21 protein-coding genes are annotated in these 19502 nt (G+C 44.4%); 13 read left to right on the plus strand and 8 right to left on the minus strand.

Translation table 11 applies throughout. The annotated features are described in order from the left end of the window. Positions 1–23: 23 nt before the first annotated feature. From L2717_RS07915 to kdsA, 4 genes are all read left to right on the plus strand, one after another. Positions 24–419: a SirB2 family protein gene (locus tag L2717_RS07915; RefSeq protein WP_220773764.1), complete on the plus strand. Its 396-nt coding sequence runs from the start codon at positions 24–26 to the stop codon at positions 417–419. Continuing rightward, positions 419–1207, plus strand: a complete 789-nt coding sequence (locus L2717_RS07920) for a SirB1 family protein (protein WP_220773765.1) — start codon at positions 419–421, stop codon at positions 1205–1207. The genes L2717_RS07915 and L2717_RS07920 overlap by 1 nt, the downstream gene beginning before the upstream one ends. Before the next feature lie 155 nt (positions 1208–1362). Further along, a complete protein-coding gene (locus L2717_RS07925; RefSeq protein WP_220773766.1) occupies positions 1363–2610 on the plus strand; it encodes a DUF819 family protein in 1248 nt (415 codons plus the stop codon). A 64-nt stretch (positions 2611–2674) separates the two neighbouring features. Next, a complete protein-coding gene (kdsA, locus tag L2717_RS07930; RefSeq protein ID WP_220773767.1) occupies positions 2675–3523 on the plus strand; it encodes a 3-deoxy-8-phosphooctulonate synthase in 849 nt (282 codons plus the stop codon). A 231-nt stretch (positions 3524–3754) separates the two neighbouring features. Here the strand turns inward: kdsA and L2717_RS07935 are convergent, their stop codons facing one another. The 3 genes from L2717_RS07935 to L2717_RS07945 all read right to left on the minus strand — a co-directional run bounded on the left by L2717_RS07935 (position 3755) and on the right by L2717_RS07945 (position 5696). Continuing rightward, a complete protein-coding gene (locus tag L2717_RS07935) occupies positions 3755–4093 on the minus strand; it encodes a P-II family nitrogen regulator (RefSeq protein ID WP_220773768.1) in 339 nt (112 codons plus the stop codon). A gap of 226 nt (positions 4094–4319) precedes the next feature. After that, positions 4320–5294, minus strand: a complete 975-nt coding sequence (locus L2717_RS07940) for a ketopantoate reductase family protein (protein WP_220773769.1) — start codon at positions 5292–5294, stop codon at positions 4320–4322. Between the two features lie 39 nt (positions 5295–5333). Then, positions 5334–5696 (minus strand): VanZ family protein, encoded by a 363-nt coding sequence (locus L2717_RS07945; RefSeq protein ID WP_220773770.1) that lies wholly within the window; start codon positions 5694–5696, stop codon positions 5334–5336. Positions 5697–5850: 154 nt separating this feature from the next. Here L2717_RS07945 and L2717_RS07950 point away from each other — a divergent pair, with 154 nt between their 5' ends. Beyond that, positions 5851–6336 (plus strand): YajQ family cyclic di-GMP-binding protein, encoded by a 486-nt coding sequence (locus tag L2717_RS07950; protein ID WP_220773771.1) that lies wholly within the window; start codon positions 5851–5853, stop codon positions 6334–6336. A gap of 327 nt (positions 6337–6663) precedes the next feature. On the opposite strand, the gene L2717_RS07955 is transcribed toward L2717_RS07950, so the two are convergent. From L2717_RS07955 to L2717_RS07970, 4 genes are all read right to left on the minus strand, one after another. After that, on the minus strand, positions 6664–8079 hold the full coding sequence (locus L2717_RS07955; protein WP_220773772.1) for an AmpG family muropeptide MFS transporter: 1416 nt from the start codon (positions 8077–8079) through the stop codon (positions 6664–6666). A 309-nt stretch (positions 8080–8388) separates the two neighbouring features. Beyond that, positions 8389–8709 (minus strand): hypothetical protein, encoded by a 321-nt coding sequence (locus tag L2717_RS07960; protein WP_220773773.1) that lies wholly within the window; start codon positions 8707–8709, stop codon positions 8389–8391. A gap of 71 nt (positions 8710–8780) precedes the next feature. Continuing rightward, positions 8781–9365, minus strand: a complete 585-nt coding sequence (locus L2717_RS07965) for a peptidylprolyl isomerase (RefSeq protein ID WP_220773774.1) — start codon at positions 9363–9365, stop codon at positions 8781–8783. A gap of 27 nt (positions 9366–9392) precedes the next feature. Then, positions 9393–9959: a YajG family lipoprotein gene (locus L2717_RS07970; RefSeq protein ID WP_220773775.1), complete on the minus strand. Its 567-nt coding sequence runs from the start codon at positions 9957–9959 to the stop codon at positions 9393–9395. 302 nt (positions 9960–10261) lie between these two features. Here L2717_RS07970 and L2717_RS07975 point away from each other — a divergent pair, with 302 nt between their 5' ends. The 8 genes from L2717_RS07975 to L2717_RS08010 all read left to right on the plus strand — a co-directional run bounded on the left by L2717_RS07975 (position 10262) and on the right by L2717_RS08010 (position 17769). Next, a complete protein-coding gene (locus tag L2717_RS07975) occupies positions 10262–11293 on the plus strand; it encodes a DUF2804 domain-containing protein (protein WP_220772586.1) in 1032 nt (343 codons plus the stop codon). Positions 11294–11399: 106 nt separating this feature from the next. Then, entirely contained in the window at positions 11400–12266 is an 867-nt protein-coding gene (locus L2717_RS07980; RefSeq protein ID WP_220772585.1) for a sterol desaturase family protein, read from the plus strand. 168 nt (positions 12267–12434) lie between these two features. Continuing rightward, a complete protein-coding gene (locus L2717_RS07985; protein WP_220772584.1) occupies positions 12435–13049 on the plus strand; it encodes a hypothetical protein in 615 nt (204 codons plus the stop codon). A gap of 210 nt (positions 13050–13259) precedes the next feature. Further along, a complete protein-coding gene (mpl, locus tag L2717_RS07990; RefSeq protein WP_220772583.1) occupies positions 13260–14657 on the plus strand; it encodes a UDP-N-acetylmuramate:L-alanyl-gamma-D-glutamyl-meso-diaminopimelate ligase in 1398 nt (465 codons plus the stop codon). Between the two features lies 1 nt (position 14658). Then, positions 14659–15318, plus strand: a complete 660-nt coding sequence (locus L2717_RS07995; RefSeq protein WP_220772582.1) for a flavin prenyltransferase UbiX — start codon at positions 14659–14661, stop codon at positions 15316–15318. 7 nt (positions 15319–15325) lie between these two features. Continuing rightward, on the plus strand, positions 15326–15856 hold the full coding sequence (gene hpt, locus L2717_RS08000) for a hypoxanthine phosphoribosyltransferase (protein WP_220772581.1): 531 nt from the start codon (positions 15326–15328) through the stop codon (positions 15854–15856). Between the two features lie 207 nt (positions 15857–16063). Further along, positions 16064–17002 carry an ABC transporter ATP-binding protein gene (locus L2717_RS08005; protein WP_220772580.1) on the plus strand — a complete coding sequence of 313 codons (939 nt, stop codon included), beginning with the start codon at positions 16064–16066 and terminating at the stop codon, positions 17000–17002. Beyond that, positions 16999–17769 carry an ABC transporter permease gene (locus tag L2717_RS08010; RefSeq protein WP_220772579.1) on the plus strand — a complete coding sequence of 257 codons (771 nt, stop codon included), beginning with the start codon at positions 16999–17001 and terminating at the stop codon, positions 17767–17769. Before L2717_RS08005 ends, L2717_RS08010 begins: the two co-directional genes overlap by 4 nt. Positions 17770–17887: 118 nt before the next feature. Here L2717_RS08010 and L2717_RS08015 read toward each other — a convergent pair whose 3' ends face one another. Continuing rightward, positions 17888–19432, minus strand: a complete 1545-nt coding sequence (locus L2717_RS08015; protein ID WP_220772578.1) for a DEAD/DEAH box helicase — start codon at positions 19430–19432, stop codon at positions 17888–17890. Positions 19433–19502 lie beyond the last annotated feature (70 nt).

Consider the following 19502-nt stretch of genomic DNA (forward strand, 5'->3'; position numbering starts at 1 on the left):
TGTCACAGGCCATAAGTATCGCAATGGAAACTTTTTACAGTCTATATCCTGCAACTAAGCATCTGCATTTAACCTTGATTGCCGTAAGCGCGCTCTTTTTTACTGTTCGTTTTGTGCTGCATTTACGTCAGTCTGAGCTAATGAATAAGAAAGTGATCAAAATCGCCCCCCATGTGATTGACACTTTCCTACTGCTATCGGGCTTAACCTTGTGTTTTATGATCCAACAATTTCCTTTTGTAGATCCTTGGTTAACCGAAAAAATCGGTGCCGTTGTCGCCTATATTGCCTTAGGTGTGATCGCAATAAAATCAAATAGAAACAAGCTGTTCAAAGTATTCGCCTTTTTGGGTGCTATTGGTTGGTTGGTTTATGCTGCAAAAATGGCTCATTTTAAACAAGCGGTATTATTGGGTTAATGAGTAACTACACTCTGCAAGATGGCATTTCATTGCCTGAGTCGGCATTGGATATAGGTGCACACCTTGGATTTTCTAAACTTGAAGCGGCTAGATTTGCTTGGTTTGAAATGGCGGGAGCGGTATTAAGTTATTACTTAGTCGATCAACAACAGCGCTTTAATGCGCTGTTGCATTGGTTTTATAACGACTTAGGCTTTTGCGTACGTGATAACTACTTTAGCACTGAGGCGGCAGATTTAGGCACTTGTTTGATTAGCCGCCAAGGCAATAGTACAACGTTGGCAACGGTGTTGATGTTATTGGCTAAACAGCTAGATCTTGAGTTTGAACCCATATTGCTACCAGGTAATACGGTGCTGCGTTGCAAAATTGCCGGAGAAGTGAGTTATCTTGACCCTTTAACGGGTAAAGCGCTGACTCGTCACCAGTTACATGTGTTAGTGCGCGGTGAGCTGGGTAATGCCGCTTTGCTTAAGCAAAGCTATTTAAAACCCGCTACGGTAAAAAAGTTACTGACGCGTATGCTGCATGAGCTTAAAGCCGGTTGCATTGTATCGCACCAATTTGAGGCGGCGATGGAATGTTGTAGTCTACTACTGCAATGGCATAGCGACGATGTGCATTTAAATCGCGAACGCGCATTTATCGCCCAGCAATTGGGCTGTATTAGTGTGGCGGCTGCGGATTTACAGCACTTTGTCGATAATAGCCCGCATGATCCGGTGATCGAAATCGTTAAAATGCAGCTCAAAGAACTTAACGAGCACGCAGAAATTTATCATTAAAGCAGAGCCTTTCGGGGCTCTTTTTATCTATATCATCGCAAAATTCAATCAGCAAAAATAATAACACTGAGCCAACGAAGAATTTGACTCAAAGACTTAAGGTTAAGTCTCTAATATAAATAAAATAATAACTGAATCAACAGGGAGCAATTAACATGACAAGCACGGCTTTAGTGACGAACGATGCCACGGCGTTAGGGATACTCGCGATTATTTTAGGTTTTGTATTTTATACCAGTAGTAGCAGTCATCCATTTTGGCAAAAGTTTTATCGTTTTATTCCTGCCTTTTTATTATGTTATTTTTTACCCTCGTTATTGAACACCTTTGGCGTCATTGACGCTAATACCTCACAACTGTATTTTGTGGCATCGCGCTATCTACTCCCCGCTTGTTTAGTGTTGCTGATACTAAGTGTTGATTTTAAAGCTATTTTAAGTCTAGGCCCCAAAGCTTTAATTATGTTTTTAACTGGCACTGTGGGTATTGTCATTGGTGGCCCGATTGCATTATTTTTGGTATCGATTATCGAACCCTCTTTGATTGGGGTCGATGGTCCTGATGCCGTATGGCGCGGTATGACAACCTTAGCTGGGAGTTGGATCGGCGGCGGCGCAAACCAAGCGGCGATGAAAGAAATTTATGGAGTCGGTGGCAATATTTTCTCTGTGATGGTGACTGTAGATGTCATTGTTGCCAACATCTGGATGGCCGTATTGTTATTTATGGCTTCAAAAGCGAAAGAAATCGATGCTAGAACGGGCGCGGATACTACAGCTCTTGAAGCGTTAAAAGATAAGGTTGAAAAGTATCACGCTGAAAATGCGCGTATTCCTAATTTACGCGATTTGATGCTGATTGTGGCCGTAGGTTTTGGTGTTACTGGCATCGCCCATATGGCAGCTGACTTTCTCGGGCCATTTTTTGAAGTTAATTACCCTTGGACCGAAGATTACAGTTTAACCTCTAAATTTTTCTGGCTAGTGGTGATTGTGACTACCATTGGTTTAGCGATGTCATTCGGCCCAGTGCGCCATCTCGAGGCTGCTGGAGCATCAAGAGTGGCTTCCGCATTTTTGTATGTTTTAGTGGCGACCATTGGTCTGCATATGGATGTGAGTAAAGTACTCGACACGCCCTTGTACTTTTTAATAGGTTTTGTGTGGATGCTAGTACACGCAGGCTTTATGTTATTGGTGGCGAAGTTGATTAAAGCACCATTATTTTATATGGCCGTGGGAAGTCAAGCTAACGTGGGCGGCGCTGCATCGGCTCCAATTGTGGCTGCAGCATTCCATCCGGCTTTAGCACCAGTGGGAGTATTATTAGCCGTATTGGGTTATGCATTAGGAACTTACATGGCATGGCTCTGTGGCCAGCTTTTACAGGCAGTTGCGGCATAGCCGTCTTAGCCCTATATTCAGTTTATCGCTGGGAACGGTTCCAGCATTTTAGAGAGAAGTTGCGATGAGTAATAAAATCATAAACCTAGGTTCAATCGAGATTGCTAACGATAAACCTTTCGTGTTGTTTGGTGGCATGAACGTGCTTGAGTCTCGCGATCTTGCTATGTCGGTTGCTGAAACCTATGCCGAAGTGACCCAAAAACTGGGGATCCCTTATGTGTTTAAGGCTTCCTTTGATAAAGCGAATCGCTCTTCAATCAATTCTTACCGTGGCCCAGGTATGGAAGAAGGTTTGAAAATTTTTGAAGAAATCAAAAAGACCTTTAACTTACCGTTGATCACCGACGTGCATGAAGTTTATCAGTGTGCACCCGTTGCTGAAGTAGTGGATATTATTCAGTTGCCTGCATTCTTAGCGCGTCAAACCGATTTGGTTGTTGCAATGGCAAAAACCGGTGCCATCATCAACGTGAAAAAACCGCAGTTTTTAGCGCCGCACGAAATGCGCCACATCATCACTAAGTTTAATGAAGCGGGTAATGACGAAATTATTCTGTGTGAACGTGGCTCAAGCTTTGGTTATAACAATTTAGTGGTTGATATGCTCGGTATGGACGAGATGAAGCAATCTGGGTATCCGGTGATTTTCGATGCGACCCATGCGCTGCAACGCCCTGGCGGCCGAGCTGATTCTGCTGGCGGACGTCGTGCACAAGCCACGGAGTTAGCGCGCAGTGGCATGGCGTTAGGTTTAGCGGGCTTATTTATTGAAGCGCATCCCGATCCTGATAATGCTAAGTGCGACGGCCCATGTGCTTTACCTTTGCATCAGTTAGAAAATTATCTAAAGCAAATGAAAGCAATCGATGATTTGGTTAAATCTTTTGAGCCTATCGATACCAGTAAGTAATCTCAACGATATTGCTTAATCTAAAGCCTCGATTCGTCGGGGCTTTTGTTTTTAAAGTGTAAGCATAACCAGTTAGCTTAGAGAATAACGTGAAGATAAAAGAGATATTTTAACCGTAATTGAATGAGCAATATTTGATGGGATATAGCAAAGCGGCAATCTTATGAAATTGCGAATAAAAATATTATTATCAACAGGTTGAGTCTATATCGCGCTTATCAATAGGCTGGCTTATATCGCATCGGCGCCTTCTTCTGAGGTGCGCACACGAACCACTTGTTCGAGTGCTGTGACAAAAATTTTGCCATCGCCAACTTTACCTGTATGAGCCGCGGCAATGATTGCATCGACAACCGCTTCTTCTTGATCGGCATGAATAGCCACTTCGAGCTTTATTTTAGGTAAAAAATCCACAGTATATTCGGCGCCACGATACAGTTCAGTATGGCCCTTTTGACGGCCAAAACCACGCACTTCAGTCACTGTCATACCATGGACATTAAGCTGAGTTAAGGCTTCACGTACATCGTCTAATTTAAATGGTTTAATTATTGCGGTGATCAGTTTCAATCTTCTCTCCAACCAGCATCAGGCTCAATGAATAGAATAAAGCAGGAATCAGGCCAGATGAATAAGGCATGTATTATCATTATGTTGTCGTTATCACATACTGAAACAACACTAAATTTGATTCAAAACGGTGCAAGCTAAAATTATATCGCCCATTTTTGGTGCATCTTTGAGCTAGTCAATGGCTTTGTAATAATACTAAGTGTAGCGATGCTATTTTAGTGCGTTAAGTCGCAACGGTTAACTGTTTGATTTGTTGGCAGAGCTTAGCATTGATGGGCGTGGTTAAACCGTGCGCTTGTGCGCGTTCACAGATATAACCATTAATTTGGTCTATCTCGGTTTGCCTTTGATGCGCGACATCTTGGTGCATTGACGAGAAGTTTGCGGCGGTGAGCTGGATAACTTGGTAAATCCTATCGTGCAGTAAAGGTTTATCGATCGGCACGCCATCTTGCGCTGCAACCGTGACTAACTCATCGAGAATACCCTCAATGATGGCGCTAAAATCCGTTTTGGCCAGTGCGCCATTAGGACATTGATGCAAAGCCGTCAGAGGGTTAATCGCGGCATTGACGGCCAGCTTTTGCCATAAACAAGGCACTATGGTATCAACCCATTCGCTGTTAGGGATGGCTGCCAGTATGGCGCTGCGGTAATGCTCAGCCAGTTCTATGCCAGTAAAATGCCCCAACTGAGTCAGTCCTTTACCCGTTTGTTTAATTTGCCAACGGGCTTGGCGTAACACCCCCTGCGATGTTGTGCCTAGGCTTAAGCCTCGACTCTCCATTTTTTCAATCAGTGGCGCTAGGGCTAAGTGGGGCCCCATACCATTGTGGAGTAGTAAAATATGGCATTGACGCGGGAGTTGATGGAACAAAGGCAAAAGGGCATCGATGACTTGATAGGCTTTAACGCACACAATGACAAGACGAATATGATCAAGTGCATTGGCTGCAATGATGGGGACGCGATAGTCGATTGGTTGGGGAGAGTGACTATCATCACTTGCGATTAATGGCGTAAAGCTGAGCTTTTGTGACTGCGAGTATTGCTGCGCCTGAGAGTCTTGGAGTGACAGGGGCTCTTGGCGATCACGGGCGATAAATCCCACATGCTCACCCGCAGCAGTCAGTTGGCGACAAATAAGTTGCCCAATGGCGCCAGCGCCTAAAATTGCAATATCCACCGCGCGTGTCATATATGTCAGCCTTTAAAGTATTAATGCGAGCTGTTTGAGCTAATCTTCTTGTAGTTGAGCTGCTCGAAAGTATTTACCATAGCCCCAATTACAAAAGTAAAACAAGGCAATACCAGCAAAGTCAGCAACAACATCACCTACAGACGCGCTCCGATACGGTAAACGAGATTGCACTAGCTCAATCAAAATGGCATAGCTGGCAAGCGTGAGGGATAACCAATACCACTTGGGTTTGAACGCCAGATAGGTAAGGTAAGAGAGGCAAAAAAAGCTGCCAAGATGGCCTACCTTGTCAATATTTGGAATACTTTGCGAATAGGTCGGTCTGGAAAATACCAGATAACTGATCACTACAACGGCTACGGCTAACACCAGTTTAAATAGGGTATTTTTATTTATCACAGCGCAGGTTTTATAATACTAAGATAGCGTCATGATAGAAAAATCTGCCACTAATGTCATCCATGATCCGGCTTTATTCTTGGCTTTATCTTCAACTTAGGCCAGTGTATGGGTAAACTAGCGACATATTAATTTGAAATAGGACATAAAAATTATGCCTTCAATGGATATTGTGTCAGAAGTAAACGAAGTTGAGCTGCGTAATGCGGTCGACAACGCTAAGCGTGAGCTAGCAACTCGTTTTGATTTTCGTGGTAAAACCGCAGATGTAGAATATAAAGACCACGTGGTGACGTTAACTGCTGAAGATGACTTTCAATGCAAACAGTTAGTGGATATTTTACGTATGCAACTTAGCAAGCGTAATGTTGATCCGTCTTCGATGGAAGTTGATGATAAAGCTATCCACAGTGGTAAAACCTTTTCTTTAAAGGTGAAGTTTAAAGAAGGCATCGAAACCTTAACCGCTAAAAAACTGGTTAAGCACATTAAGGACAGTAAACTTAAAGTGCAAGCGTCTATCCAAGGCGAAAAAGTGCGAGTGACGGGTAAAAAACGCGATGATTTACAAGCGGTAATGGCATTGGCGCGTGAGTCTGATTTAGGCCAGCCTTTTCAGTTTGATAACTTTAAAGACTAATTTAAGCTGAACTTGGGATAAGCCCTGCGTCTCTACAGGCTATTTACCCCCCTTTATCTGCGTTAAGTTTGCTACAAAATAGCCCGCTATTAGTAGCAAAAGGGTCTTGATAACGAAACAACGTCCACTGTAAGTGAATTTTTTGGATAAGGAAATTAAGATTAATCAGTTACCACAGCCACTATGCCGAGGTCAGGTTAATTTAAATACTCTATACCATCGCTTTTTTGCAGTTAAATATAAAGCCCTCAACTTAACGGTTTGAGGGCTTTTTTGTGTGGCTTATTTATATCGCTTATTTATGAGCTATGGCGCGTCTTTGACCGTTTAATCAGGCTTTAACTCACTGGTTTCTGCAGTGTCATCCATTAACGAGGTGCTGGGGTGCGGTGCATATTTATTGACTAAGTAGATCAAAAATAATACTGGAAAACCAATGATACTGGCGGCAACAAAGAAGTTAACATAACCGAATGAGTCGACATATGCCCCCGAGAAGCCCGCAATAAACTTAGGAAACAGCAACATAATTGAAGATAATAAAGCGTATTGTGTTGCACTGTAGCCGTTGCTGGTCAAGCTCGATAAATAGGCAATAAAGGCGGCGGTAGCGATACCGGCACTAAAATTGTCTATTGAAATTGCAAAGGTTAAAAAGGATACGTTATAACCAATTACCGCCTGCCACGCGAATAACAAATTAGTTACCGCAACCAATAAAGCGCCGAGGAAAAGAATCTTCATTGTGCCAAAGCGTGCTAAGAGTACGCCTCCAAAAGCCGCGCCAACTAAGGTCATGATAAGGCCATAAATTTTACTTAAATAAGCGATTTCCTCCTTAGTGAATCCCATATCTACATAAAATACATTCGCCATAATTCCCATGACAATATCTGAGATACGGTAGCAGGATATGAGCAGCAAGATGAGGATAGCACTGCGGCCATAACGTTTGAAAAAGTCGATAAAGGGTAAAATACTGGCCGTATATACCCAAGACATCGTAGCGGCAACCACTTTGGGATAACTATCGCTTAGGCGCTGTTTTAACGCTAATTCGGTGGCATCGGCGGCGCGGGTATCAACGATAGGCTCGCGGCTAAACAGCGTAGTTAAAATCCCTACTGACATTAAACCCGCCATAATCAGGTAAGAGGTTTGCCACGCCACTAAGTTGTAGGCGGTATTCCCCGGCTCGACCCAAGCTGCGATAGTGAGCGCACCAGCAGTCGCGACAATCATGGCGCTGCGATAACCCACTTGATAAGCAGCCGCTAATGCGGCTTGCATTTTCTGTGGAGCCGATTCAATTCGAAAAGCATCAATGACAATATCTTGAGTGGCAGACGCAAAGGCAACCATTAACGCGAACAGCGCCAAATGTTGAAGATCTTGGAGTGGATCGCTGAACGACATCCCTAAAATTGCGCCGACTAACAATAACTGCGCAAAGAGCATCCAACTTCGACGACGGCCTAAAAATCGGGTTAACAGTGGCAATGAGAGCCTATCAACCAAGGGAGACCAAGCCCATTTAAATGCGTAGGCGAGGGCAATCCAGCTAAAATAGCCAATTGAAGTGCGGTCGACCCCTGCTTCGCGTAACCAAAACGATAATGTTGAAAAGACGAGCATTAACGGTAGACCAGCAGAAAACCCCAGTAATAACAGGATCAAAACCCGCTTATGGTAATAGACACTGAGCGCGTCGAGGGTGCGTTGGATAAAACCTGTTGCGGGCATAGGTATAAGTCTAAGTGTTTAATCCGCCTAGCTTACGGGTAAGGTGCCATAGGGTTCAAGGGCTAATGGCATTCCTTTTGTACAAGGCTCTTTTTTGGCGCATTTTGATGATTGAATATGGCTTAAGCGTTAATCTTCTGTTGCTAAGCGTTTGCAGCGGTTTTTATCGTCAGCATTAATTGTCGGCATTGATTGTCAGTATTAATAAGTTGAGTAAAAGAGACCACAAAAATGAAGGGGGAGGAATGAATTGCGCGATAAAAAAGGCCCTGATAACAGGGCCATTTTCTATCGATAGGAATGCTAAACTTAAGGTCTTATCCCGACGCATCCCTGCGGCACTCGGCCACCTAAACTCAGGTAATCACAGCAATCATTAACTTGCTTACGCAGATATTGATTGCCGCGAATGACATAGTCAGGCCACTGATTAAAGCTGTGGAGCAAGTGCCAAAAGACCTTTTCCATTTCTGATTGTGCTTCGCCAGTTGAATTCAGTTGTTGCCATTCCTCTAACGTGTCCCACAAATAAAGCTGAACCTCTTGGAAATCGAGTTCACCATTCAAAAACGCTTTGCCATAAAAGGCGAGCTGGGGTGCCTTATTATCGATGAATTCAATCGTTCTCATAGTGTCTCCTTGCTGTTTGTCATTACAGTATAGAAGCAAAATTAGCGCTTTTACTCAAAATGAGAGATAAATTACTTTTTGGGTAGTAATTTCGCCGTTTTCAATATGATAGGTGTCACTGGTACGTCGGGCCAATTTAGTTTCCTATTGGTTCCCGTTTCCACTATGGCCATGGCTTCGAGAATAAGTCTGCCCTCAATGACGTCACCAAATACCGCATAACCCCAACGGCGCTTAGATGGATCAAGCTTAGTGTTGTCAGCCACATTAAAGTAGAACTGACGTGTGGCCGAGTGCGGTTCATTCTCCCGCGCCATTGCGATGGTGCCTATGCTGTTGGTGAGGCCATTGCCAGATTCGTTGGCTATTGGTTTACCCGCTGGCAGTTCTTCAAATTTGGGATTAAGCCCGCCGCCTTGCACAACAAAATCACTGATCACGCGGTGAAATATTGTATTGTCGTATTCGCCTTTAACCACATAAGTCAAAAAGTTATCAATAGTGATCGGCGCGCGAGTTCTATCTAGCTCTACCACTATTTTCCCCAGACTCGTTTCAAATTCGACTCTGGGGTACAGGTTATCAGCTTGAATATCGAGTGCGAGACTATTAAAACTGATACCGAGAAACAACAGGGCAGATATCAAGCGGAGCATATTAATTTCCTTAAAAGACTGGCGATATTACTGTTGTAAAAACTGGTTTAACTCAGGATCATTTAAAATTTCCCCTGTCAGTTGACCGAGTAGTTTATTCATATCCAGTTCTAAGGTCGCAAAGTCAGGGGTTAATGGGCCTTTTAAAATACCTTTGGCCTTATAACGTTTAACCAGCTCTTGGGTAGAGTTTTTCGCCTGTACTGCAATTACCACGCTGTGCTTAGCTTCATAGCCAAAGGTTTTTTTAGTCACATCCATTTGCAGTTCTTCTAATTGGATCTGCACCGCATTAGTGGCACTTGGGTCAATTTGGTAGCCTGCCTCAGTAAAACCTGCACGGAAAACCTCATCAAGTAACAGTTTTGGTGGTTCACTTGCGCTAATGAGCCGTGTTTTAGTGCCCTCTTCAATAAAACGGGCCACATAATCGATGCTGCGAGAGTCAACCGTTTCCATAGAAATCGGAGAGCGTTGTGCTGTTTGTTGGCTGATATTAGGCACTTGAGGGCTAAAAGCCATATGAGTTGGGCTTTGGCTGGCACAGCCCGTGAATAATAGGGGGAAAGTTAAAGTCAGTAATAGCCGTTTCATAGCATCTCTCATACAAATAAAAAGTTTGGACAGCATACCAGAAATCACTTTTGATGCTACAAACACTGGCAGTTGCCTAATAATGTGATGCCAAGTCTCTTAGGATTATTATCACAGTGTACGGCATGGTGCTATTGAGTTTGTGCAGATTTTATAAGTATAAAATCAGACTTTTAAGTAACAAAGAAATAACATTTAGGCCTTGCACTCTTTTAATGCAGGTGGTGACAGGTTAGAGTAAAAGTTCGATGCATAGGGTGAGAGAATATAAGTGTGTTTCATCCTTTTTGTAGGGCCTAGTCATGTTAACAATAGCAACCCAAATTGCCCCAGATAGCTTAATCAGTCCGAACGGATTACCTCATTTTGGCCATTTCGATGGCATAGTTAACAGCTTAGGCTTAGCCCACTTTACCTATTTCGATACTATGGATAAACCCGCATCTAAGTGGGCAAAACACTTCGATTATAAGCAATTTCAGTTTGTCTCTTTAGTCACACCGCGTTATGTCATCGGCATAGCGCTTGCCGACATCGCCTATCTTGGTAGTGCTTTTTGTTATTTGTATGACATAAAAGCCAACTCTTTAACCCAATTAGATTGGCTAAAGCCCTTAAGATTGGGTTATGACATGGCGCCATCGCCCGCTGCTGGCATCAGTGGCATTGGCCGTAAAGGGGCGCAGTTAAGCTTTGAGATTATTGAAGGTGTTTGGCGCTTGGTTATCGATACCCCAAATATTCAAGCGGATGTCACTTTGCATCCAGCTCCCTTAAGCCTGCCTATGGCCATGTGCACTCCTACCGGATACAACGGTTGGACTTATACTCAAAAGCACAATGGATTGACCGTTAAAGGCCGTTTGACTGTAGCTCATGAGCCGCAACCGTTGAACCAAGCCTTAGCGGGTTATGATTTTTCAGCGGGTTATATGTGCCGCGATACGAGTTGGCGTTGGGCATCGATCAATGCGCAGATTGAAGAAGGCATTATGGGACTCAATCTTGCGGCAGGCGTTAATGAAACAGGCGCAACAGAAAATGTGTTTTGGATTAATGGTGAGCGGCATTTACTCGGACCTGTGCAATTTGAATTTGATCGCCATGCCACTTTGGGCACTAAGGTCTGGCGAGCTTACAGCCAGAACGGCCAAGTTGATTTACAGTTTTCGGCGCGTAATTGTCGGCAAGAAAAACGTAATCTATGGGTTATTAAGAGTAATTTTCGTCAGTATTTAGGCCACTTTAGCGGCACTATTATAGATAACCAAGGTCGCCGTTATCAGCTTAATCATGTGCTTGGATTAACAGAAGATCACTATGCCCGCTGGTAACATGCAGTTGTAAATGCAGTTGTAAATGCAGTTGTAAATGCAGTGATATGCCACTGAGGATGAGTTAAGTCGTCATAAAAACTAAAACTAAACCGGATGAACGTATATGGATATCACTTCGCTGATCCAGCACCCAGAATTGTTACTGCTGGTGCTCGCACCTTTGTTTTTCGTGTGTATTTTGCTGGAATGGTACTTTGGCGATAAAAGACAAAAGCTACCGTTAAGTGCACGTTATCGCGGCCAAGAAGTGCTGTGTAATTTCAGCCTCGCGGCCATGCATCAAGGCGCTGATCTGCTCACTGGTCTGCTGATCGCTAAGCTGTATTTGGCGATTTTTGGTTGGAAGTTATTCGATATTGAAATGGGCCCATTGAGCTTTATTGCCTTGATGGTCGCGCAGGACTTTTGTTATTACTGGTTCCACAGGGCGAGCCACAGAGTCCGCTGGATGTGGGCGGCTCACGTGGTGCACCATAGCTCTGAGAATATGAATTTTAGCACTGCGTTTCGTCAGAGTTTAATGTATCCCTTTGCCGGCATGTGGGTATTTTGGTTACCGCTGGTGGTAATCGGCTTTGATCCCAATTGGGTCATCTTTGTGGTGTTACTGAATCTTGGATTACAATTTTTTGTGCATACCCAAGCGGTTAAGTCACTCGGGCCGCTGGAATGGATTTTTAATACGCCGTCACACCATAGAGTACATCACGGCCGTAATCCCCAATATATAGACAAGAATTATGCGGGAGTACTAATTATTTGGGATAGGTTGTTTGGCACCTTTGAGCCAGAAGTTGAAACCGTGGTCTATGGCATTACCAAGCCTGTGAATAGCTTTAATCCCCTTAAAGTGACTTTTAGTGAATGGCGAGACATGTTTGCTGAGGTAGTGAGACCAGGATTGAGTGTTAAGCAGCGATTACATATTTTATTAGCTCCACCCGCGAGCAGTTTTAACCGCAAAGAATAACAATCCACTGTATTTTCTAAGTTAAATAGCACAAATGGCTGATGGTATCTTGAATTTAGCCCTGCTAGCCTACATTTCGTTTTTTGCCAGTATTTGGCTTAAAAATGTACAATATTGCGCCTTAGTGGTACTTTTTGTATTAGAAATCTTAACTTGGGTGGACTTATCATGATAGATGAACCTCGATTATCAGCGGAGGAGCTCGCTTGTTTTAGTGCTATTTTTTCGCAGACTCGTGTGGGCACTGCCTTGACTAACGATCCCCTCGCTAATCATTTACTGACGGTGACAACCGAAGTGCCCCAAGTCGTCGCCTCTATTTTGGGCAAGGCAAAGCTCACACTATTGGCCGAAGTCGGGGCCTATAAACTCTGGTTTCCGCTACGCATTAAGGTCGATGATTTTGGTCTATTTCAACCAACCTTAGGCGTACCTGAAGTATTAGATGTATCAGGCGTCGAACGCTGTTGGCGTTTAGCCCGCGCCGATGATGTGTGGATATTTGACCATGACCAAGGTGAGCAGTGGTCAGTTGAGTCGCTTTCCAGCTCGGGTATGGCTATTCGTGCTCCATCTTCGCAGCAATTACTCAGCAGCAAAGATCTGCAATTGCAGCTGCCTAATGGAGAAACAATGCGCGTTGATATTAAGCCTATTCGAAGTGAAAAAGGCTTAGCTTTTGTTAAGTTTAAAGCTGAATCGGAAGAGCGTGACGCTCTACGGCAGTTTTTATTTAATCGTCATCGCAGCCAATACGCTAATCTCTATAGTAAATTAAGCTAGTCAGTCTATTTCACCGTCGCACTTTTTATTCGATTTTTGGCAACGTGCGCTGTTATGTTATTTACAATATCAAGCCAGCAACGCAGCGGTTCGATCTATTGGTCTAGGCTTTTTCATCTGCTATTGAAGTGCTTTCCCTGATTGTTACCTGCCAATCTGTCGTCCGATGGATTAGAATGGCGTTGAATCCAAAACAGCAGAGCGAGCCGTATGCACGTACATATTTTAGGAATTTGTGGAACCTTCATGGGTGGTTTAGCATTATTAGCTAGAGCAAAAGGTCACAGAGTGACGGGCTCAGATGCCAACGTCTATCCTCCTATGAGCACGCAACTTGAAGACCAAGGTATTGAGCTTATTCAAGGTTTTGATCCTAGTCAGCTGGGTGAAGCCGGACAGTATCCTGACTTAGTGGTGGTTGGTAACGCCATGAGCCGTGGTAATCCCTGTGTTGAAGCCGTGTTGAATATTGGCATTCCTTATATCTCAGGCCCGCAGTTTTTAGCTGACCATATTTTACCTGAACGTTGGGTATTAGCGGTTTCTGGAACGCACGGTAAAACCTCTACATCCAGCATGTTAGCGTGGATTTTAGACGATTGTGGTTATGAACCCGGTTTCTTAATTGGTGGTGTGCCGCAAAATTTTGGTGTGTCAGCGCGTTTAGGCAAAACGGCTTTTTTTGTGGTTGAAGCCGATGAATACGACAGTGCCTTTTTTGATAAGCGCTCAAAATTTGTGCATTACCATCCACGTACTTTAGTGATCAATAATCTTGAATTTGATCATGCCGATATTTTTGCTGATTTAGCCGCAATTCAAAAACAATTTAATCATCTGGTGCGTACGGTTCCTGGTGAAGGCAAGATCATCTGGCCTGCAGATTCTCAAGCAGTTAAGCAAACCATTGATATGGGCTGCTGGAGCGAGCAAGAAACCTATCATTTAACTGAGTCACTTAGCGGCTGGTACGGTAAAGCCTTAAGTGATGATTGCCATCAATTTGAAGTGTTTTTTGAGGGTGAGTCCCAAGGTATTCTCCAATGGGATTTAATTGGCCAACACAATATTGAAAACGCCATTATGGCCATAGCTGCTGCGCGCCATGTGGGGGTTAAACCTAGCGCTGCAATTGTAGCTTTAGCTAAGTTTATGCCACCTAAACGTCGACTCGAATTACTCGGAACCGTTAAAGGTGTCAGCGTTTATGACGACTTTGCCCATCATCCAACCGCTATCGCAACCACATTAAAAGGAATGCGCGCTAAGGTCGGTCAGAGTAAAATTACCGTAATATTAGAACCACGCTCAAATACCATGAAGAGCGGCGTGCATAAAGATACGCTGGCTTTTTCTATGATGCAGGCCGACGAAGCATATTTATATCAAGCAGATAGTATCGATTGGAATATAAAAGAAGCGATGGACGCGGCGGTGATCCCGGTAACTGTATTACATCAAATTGATGAGCTTGTGGCTAAAGTTGCCGCTAACGCTAAAGCGGGTGACACTATAGTGGTCATGAGCAATGGTGGTTTTGGTGGTGTGCATAAAAAGTTGTTAGCCGCATTAGAATTGAACTTATCAGCGGTAGAGCAGGTTAGTTAACATGGCCTATGCAAAATCAGCTAAAGCGATTAGCTTAGCGTGGACAGGTGCCTCGGGCGCCCCTTACGGTTTGAAGTTACTTGAGTGTTTGTTGGTGTCGGGTTATCAAGTGTTTTTAATGATCTCTAGTGCCGCTAGGGTGGTATTAGCGACTGAACACGGCTTACAACTCAGCGCCAATAGTGAAAAAGCCCATGCACAATTATTGGCTTTGTTGCATGAAAAAGGCGTGAGTATCGCTGGCGAATTGGTAGTTTTAGGCAAAGATGAATGGTTTTCGCCACCGGCATCGGGCAGCGCTGCGCCTAAGCAAATGGTGATTTGCCCTTGCTCGACGGGCACTTTGGCCGCGGTGGCCACTGGAATGAGTAATAATTTACTCGAACGCGCTGCTGACGTGGTGCTTAAAGAGCGTGGCCAATTAATCCTAGTACCAAGGGAAACACCTTTTAGCGCCATACACTTAGAGCATATGCTAAGTCTTTCTCGCCTCGGCGCGACGATTATGCCTGCCGCTCCCGGCTTTTATCACAATCCCCAATCGGTTGAAGATCTGGTAGACTTCATGGTCGCTCGAATTCTCGATCATTTGGGCGTTGACCATGCATTAACGAGTCGCTGGGGTTATGACAAACAGTCTAACCGCGACCTCGACAATTGAGACTTATATGAAACACACCACCGAAGTGATGATCTCTGCAGAAGAGATAAGCCAGAAATTAGATGAAATGGCCGAGCTGATTAATGCTCATTATGCCAACAGTGAACGTTTGTTGATGGTTGGCCTATTAAAAGGCTCAGTGGTCTTTATGGCTGACCTGTGTCGCCGCATTAAAGGCCATGTTGAAATCGATTTTATGTCGGTTTCCAGTTATGGCAATACTATGACCAGCTCACGGGATGTGAAAGTGCTGAAAGATGTGCAATCCGATATCTCGGGTCGTGATGTGCTGATTGTAGAAGACTTGATTGATTCTGGTAACACCTTAAGCAAAGTGCGCGAAATGCTGTTGCTGCGTGAGCCAAAGAGTTTGGCGCTGTGTACTTTGCTGGACAAACCTGAGCGCCGTGAAGTAGATGTAAAGGTCGATTTTATCGGTTTTACTATCCCTGATGAGTTTATTGTCGGTTATGGTATCGATTATGCGGAGCAGTATCGCAATCTACCTTATATCGCCAAAGTCGTGCCACTCGATTAAGTGTCCGATATTGTTTAAAACTCCCGCAGCAGGCGGGAGTTTTACTTTTAGCGCTTATACAAAGATTAAAATAAATAATTGAACCATTAAAGGCTAGCTTTTCAATCAATTAGCGACTTGTTTACCTTAGTTCAGCAACCCATCATTGTAATTGTGTTTTTTAGCACCATCTTATTACTTTCTTAATATGTAAGGAACGGTACAAATATGGCGAATATTACCCATGCTCTGGTACTCGAAGGGCTTAAAAAAACCTATAAAGGCGGCGTCGAAGCGGTTAAGGGTATTAGCCTCACAGTCAATCAAGGGGATTTTTTCGCCTTGCTCGGCCCTAATGGTGCGGGTAAATCTACCACGATTGGTATTATTAGCTCCTTAGTGCAAAAGAGTTCAGGTACGGTCAAAGTCTTTGATTATGATATCGATAACCAGCTAGAACATGCCAAGCTTTGCATTGGTTTAGTGCCTCAGGAATTTAACTTCAATCAGTTTGAAACCGTGTTGCAGATTGTGGTGAATCAGGCGGGTTACTATGGCGTGCCTAAACCTGTTGCCCTCGAGCGCGCTAAAAAATATTTAAGCCAACTCGATTTGTGGGAAAAACGTAATAGCCCATCGCGGGAATTATCCGGCGGCATGAAACGGCGATTAATGATCGCCCGTGCGCTCATGCATGAACCTAAGTTGTTGATTTTAGATGAGCCTACCGCAGGTGTCGATATTGAACTACGCCGTTCTATGTGGGAGTTTCTCAAACAAATTAATCAACAGGGCGTGACGATTATCCTGACCACTCATTACCTCGAAGAAGCGGAAATGCTATGTCGTAATATTGGCATTATCGATAACGGTATCTTAGTGGAATGCACGAGTATGAAGGCGCTGCTGAGCCAGTTGAATGTGGAGACTTTCATTCTCGATCTTCGCCGCGATATTTCAACTGCCCCCGTGCTTGATGGCATGGCTTGTCGGTTAACCGACCCACATACCTTAGAGGTCGATGTGGCGAAAGATCATAATCTAAACGATGTTTTTAGCCAATTAAGTGCGGCTAATGTGGAAGTGTTATCGATGCGTAACAAATCTAATCGCTTAGAAGAACTCTTCGTCGAACTCGTGAATAAAACACCGGGAGCCTCAGCATGAATCAGCTCTATTTTATCGCCTTTAAAAGTATTTTAAGTAAAGAAATCAATCGTTTTACCCGGATTTGGTTGCAAACATTAGTGCCGCCTGCGATTACCATGACCTTATACTTTTTGATTTTTGGTAACTTAGTCGGTAGCCGTATCGGCGAGATGGGCGGTGTAACGTATATGGAGTTTATTGCGCCAGGCTTAATCATGATGTCGGTGATCACTAACTCTTACTCTAACGTCGCCAGTTCTTTCTATAGTGCTAAGTTTCAGCGCAATCTAGAAGAGCTACTGATTGCACCAGTGCCCCATTATGTACTCATTGCTGGCTATGTCGGTGGTGGCGTGGCTCGCGGTTTGTGTGTGGGGCTAATCGTGACATTAGTGGCGATGTTCTTTGTCGACATTAGCTTACATCACGTAGGACTTGTGGTAATGACGGTGTTTTTAACCTCTGTATTGTTTTCATTGGGAGGCTTAATTAACGCTATTTACGCTAAGAGTTTCGATGATATCAGTATCATTCCAACCTTTGTGCTCACGCCATTAACCTACCTGGGCGGCGTGTTTTATTCGCTATCCCTCTTGCCTCCTTTCTGGCAAGGCGTGTCGGCACTTAACCCGATAGTGTATATGATCAACGTGTTCCGCTATGGTTTTTTAGGTTTTGCTGATATTAGCGTGCCGCTCTCTATCGGTATCATGATTGGTTTTTGTATTGCACTGTGGACGTTAGCTTATTATCTCGTTTCACGTGGTATAGGGCTTAAGGTTTAGTATTGGTGTCATTAAACCTATAAAAAACGCCCAACTCCGTGTGGAGTTGGGCGTTTTTATTGAGAGTATTCACTCAAGTACAAAGAGGACTGCAAACTAAGCTTATTTGCTCTGTAAATTAGTCCTGCGAGTTTCTCGGGCGACTCGCGCCATTATTTGGACGACGGGTATTTTTCTTTGGGCCATTGGCGTAAGGATTGTCACCTGCTTGGCTACGATTCTCGCCTGAGCTAGAACGGCTTTCACTAGGGCGATTGGCACCTGAACTATTTGCACGACCATCGTTTGCACGCGGTGGGTGTGCTTTAGCATCGGCGCGTGGCGCACTCGTAGCATCATTGCTGTGTCGTGAATTTTTATCGTTTGGCTTGTGGCCACGGGCCACGTCACCACTGCGTTGACCGTCTTTATGTTCAACGCTTCTTGGTGCACCCTCACGTGAGGTCGATGGCGTTGAGCTACGGCTGTTTCTACGAGTCGCTACTGCTTTGCTGTTACTTTTCCCACCGCCACCTAAACGTGATTCTGGCAATACATGGTGAAAGCCTTCAACCATTTCACGGTCTAACACGCGATTGATCAGACGTTCAATATCGTTCAGCAGTTTAATTTCTTCGTTGCTGACCAGTGATACCGCTTGACCCGAGGCACCCGCGCGGCCAGTACGGCCGATACGATGCACATAATCTTCTGGCACGTTTGGTAAGTCAAAGTTAACCACTTGTGGTAATTGATCAATGTCTAAACCACGGGCGGCGATATCGGTCGCAACCAATACGCGGGCTTGGCCATTTTTAAAATCAGCTAAGGCTTTAGTTCGGGCAGTTTGGCTCTTGTTACCGTGGATAGCAGCGGCTTTAATGCCAGCATCTTCAAGGCTTTTCGCTAAACGGTTGGCACCATGTTTAGTGCGCGAAAATACCAGCACTTGTTGCCAATCGTTTTGTTTGATGAGTTGGATCAATAACGCTGACTTTTGGCTCTTATCAACAGGGCAAATCCACTGTTTAACTGTGGTTGCCGCCGCGTTACGTGGCGTAACTGAAATTTCTACCGGATTGTTAACTAAGCCTTTAGCCAGCTCACGAATTTCGTCGGAGAAGGTGGCTGAGAACATCAGGTTTTGGCGTTGCTTAGGTAAAATGGCCAGAATCTTACGTATGTCGCGAATAAAGCCCATATCGAGCATGCGATCGGCTTCATCTAACACTAAGATTTCAAGCTGGCTGAATTTCACCGCTTTTTGATTGTACAAATCCATCAATCGACCAGGAGTTGCGACTAAAATATCAACACCGTGGCGCAATTTGGCGATTTGTGGATTGATAGGCACGCCACCAAATATCACCGCTGAACGCAGTGGTAAGTTCTTACCATAGGTTTCAACACTTTCTGCAACCTGAGCCGCCAATTCGCGAGTCGGCGTTAACACTAATGCACGCACTTGGCCTGCTTGGGCGCGGTTACCTTTACTCAGGAGTTCGAGCATAGGCAGAGTGAAACCTGCTGTTTTACCTGTTCCTGTTTGGGCGGCCGCCATCACATCTTTGCCTTCAAGCACAGCGGGGATAGCTTGAGCTTGGATTGGCGAAGGTGTGTCGTAGCCTTGTTCGGCAACGGCTTTAAGTATCGGGGCCGATAAGCCCAGGGAGGTAAAACTCATAGATTGGTCTCTTGTGGCAACGCTTTGCTGCATTTATGGTCAATAGCCAGGTCTGCTGGCGGGCGTGCAG

This window comes from Shewanella glacialipiscicola, from assembly GCF_023283485.1.
In the GTDB taxonomy this organism is placed as follows: Bacteria; Pseudomonadota; Gammaproteobacteria; order Enterobacterales; family Shewanellaceae; genus Shewanella; species Shewanella glacialipiscicola.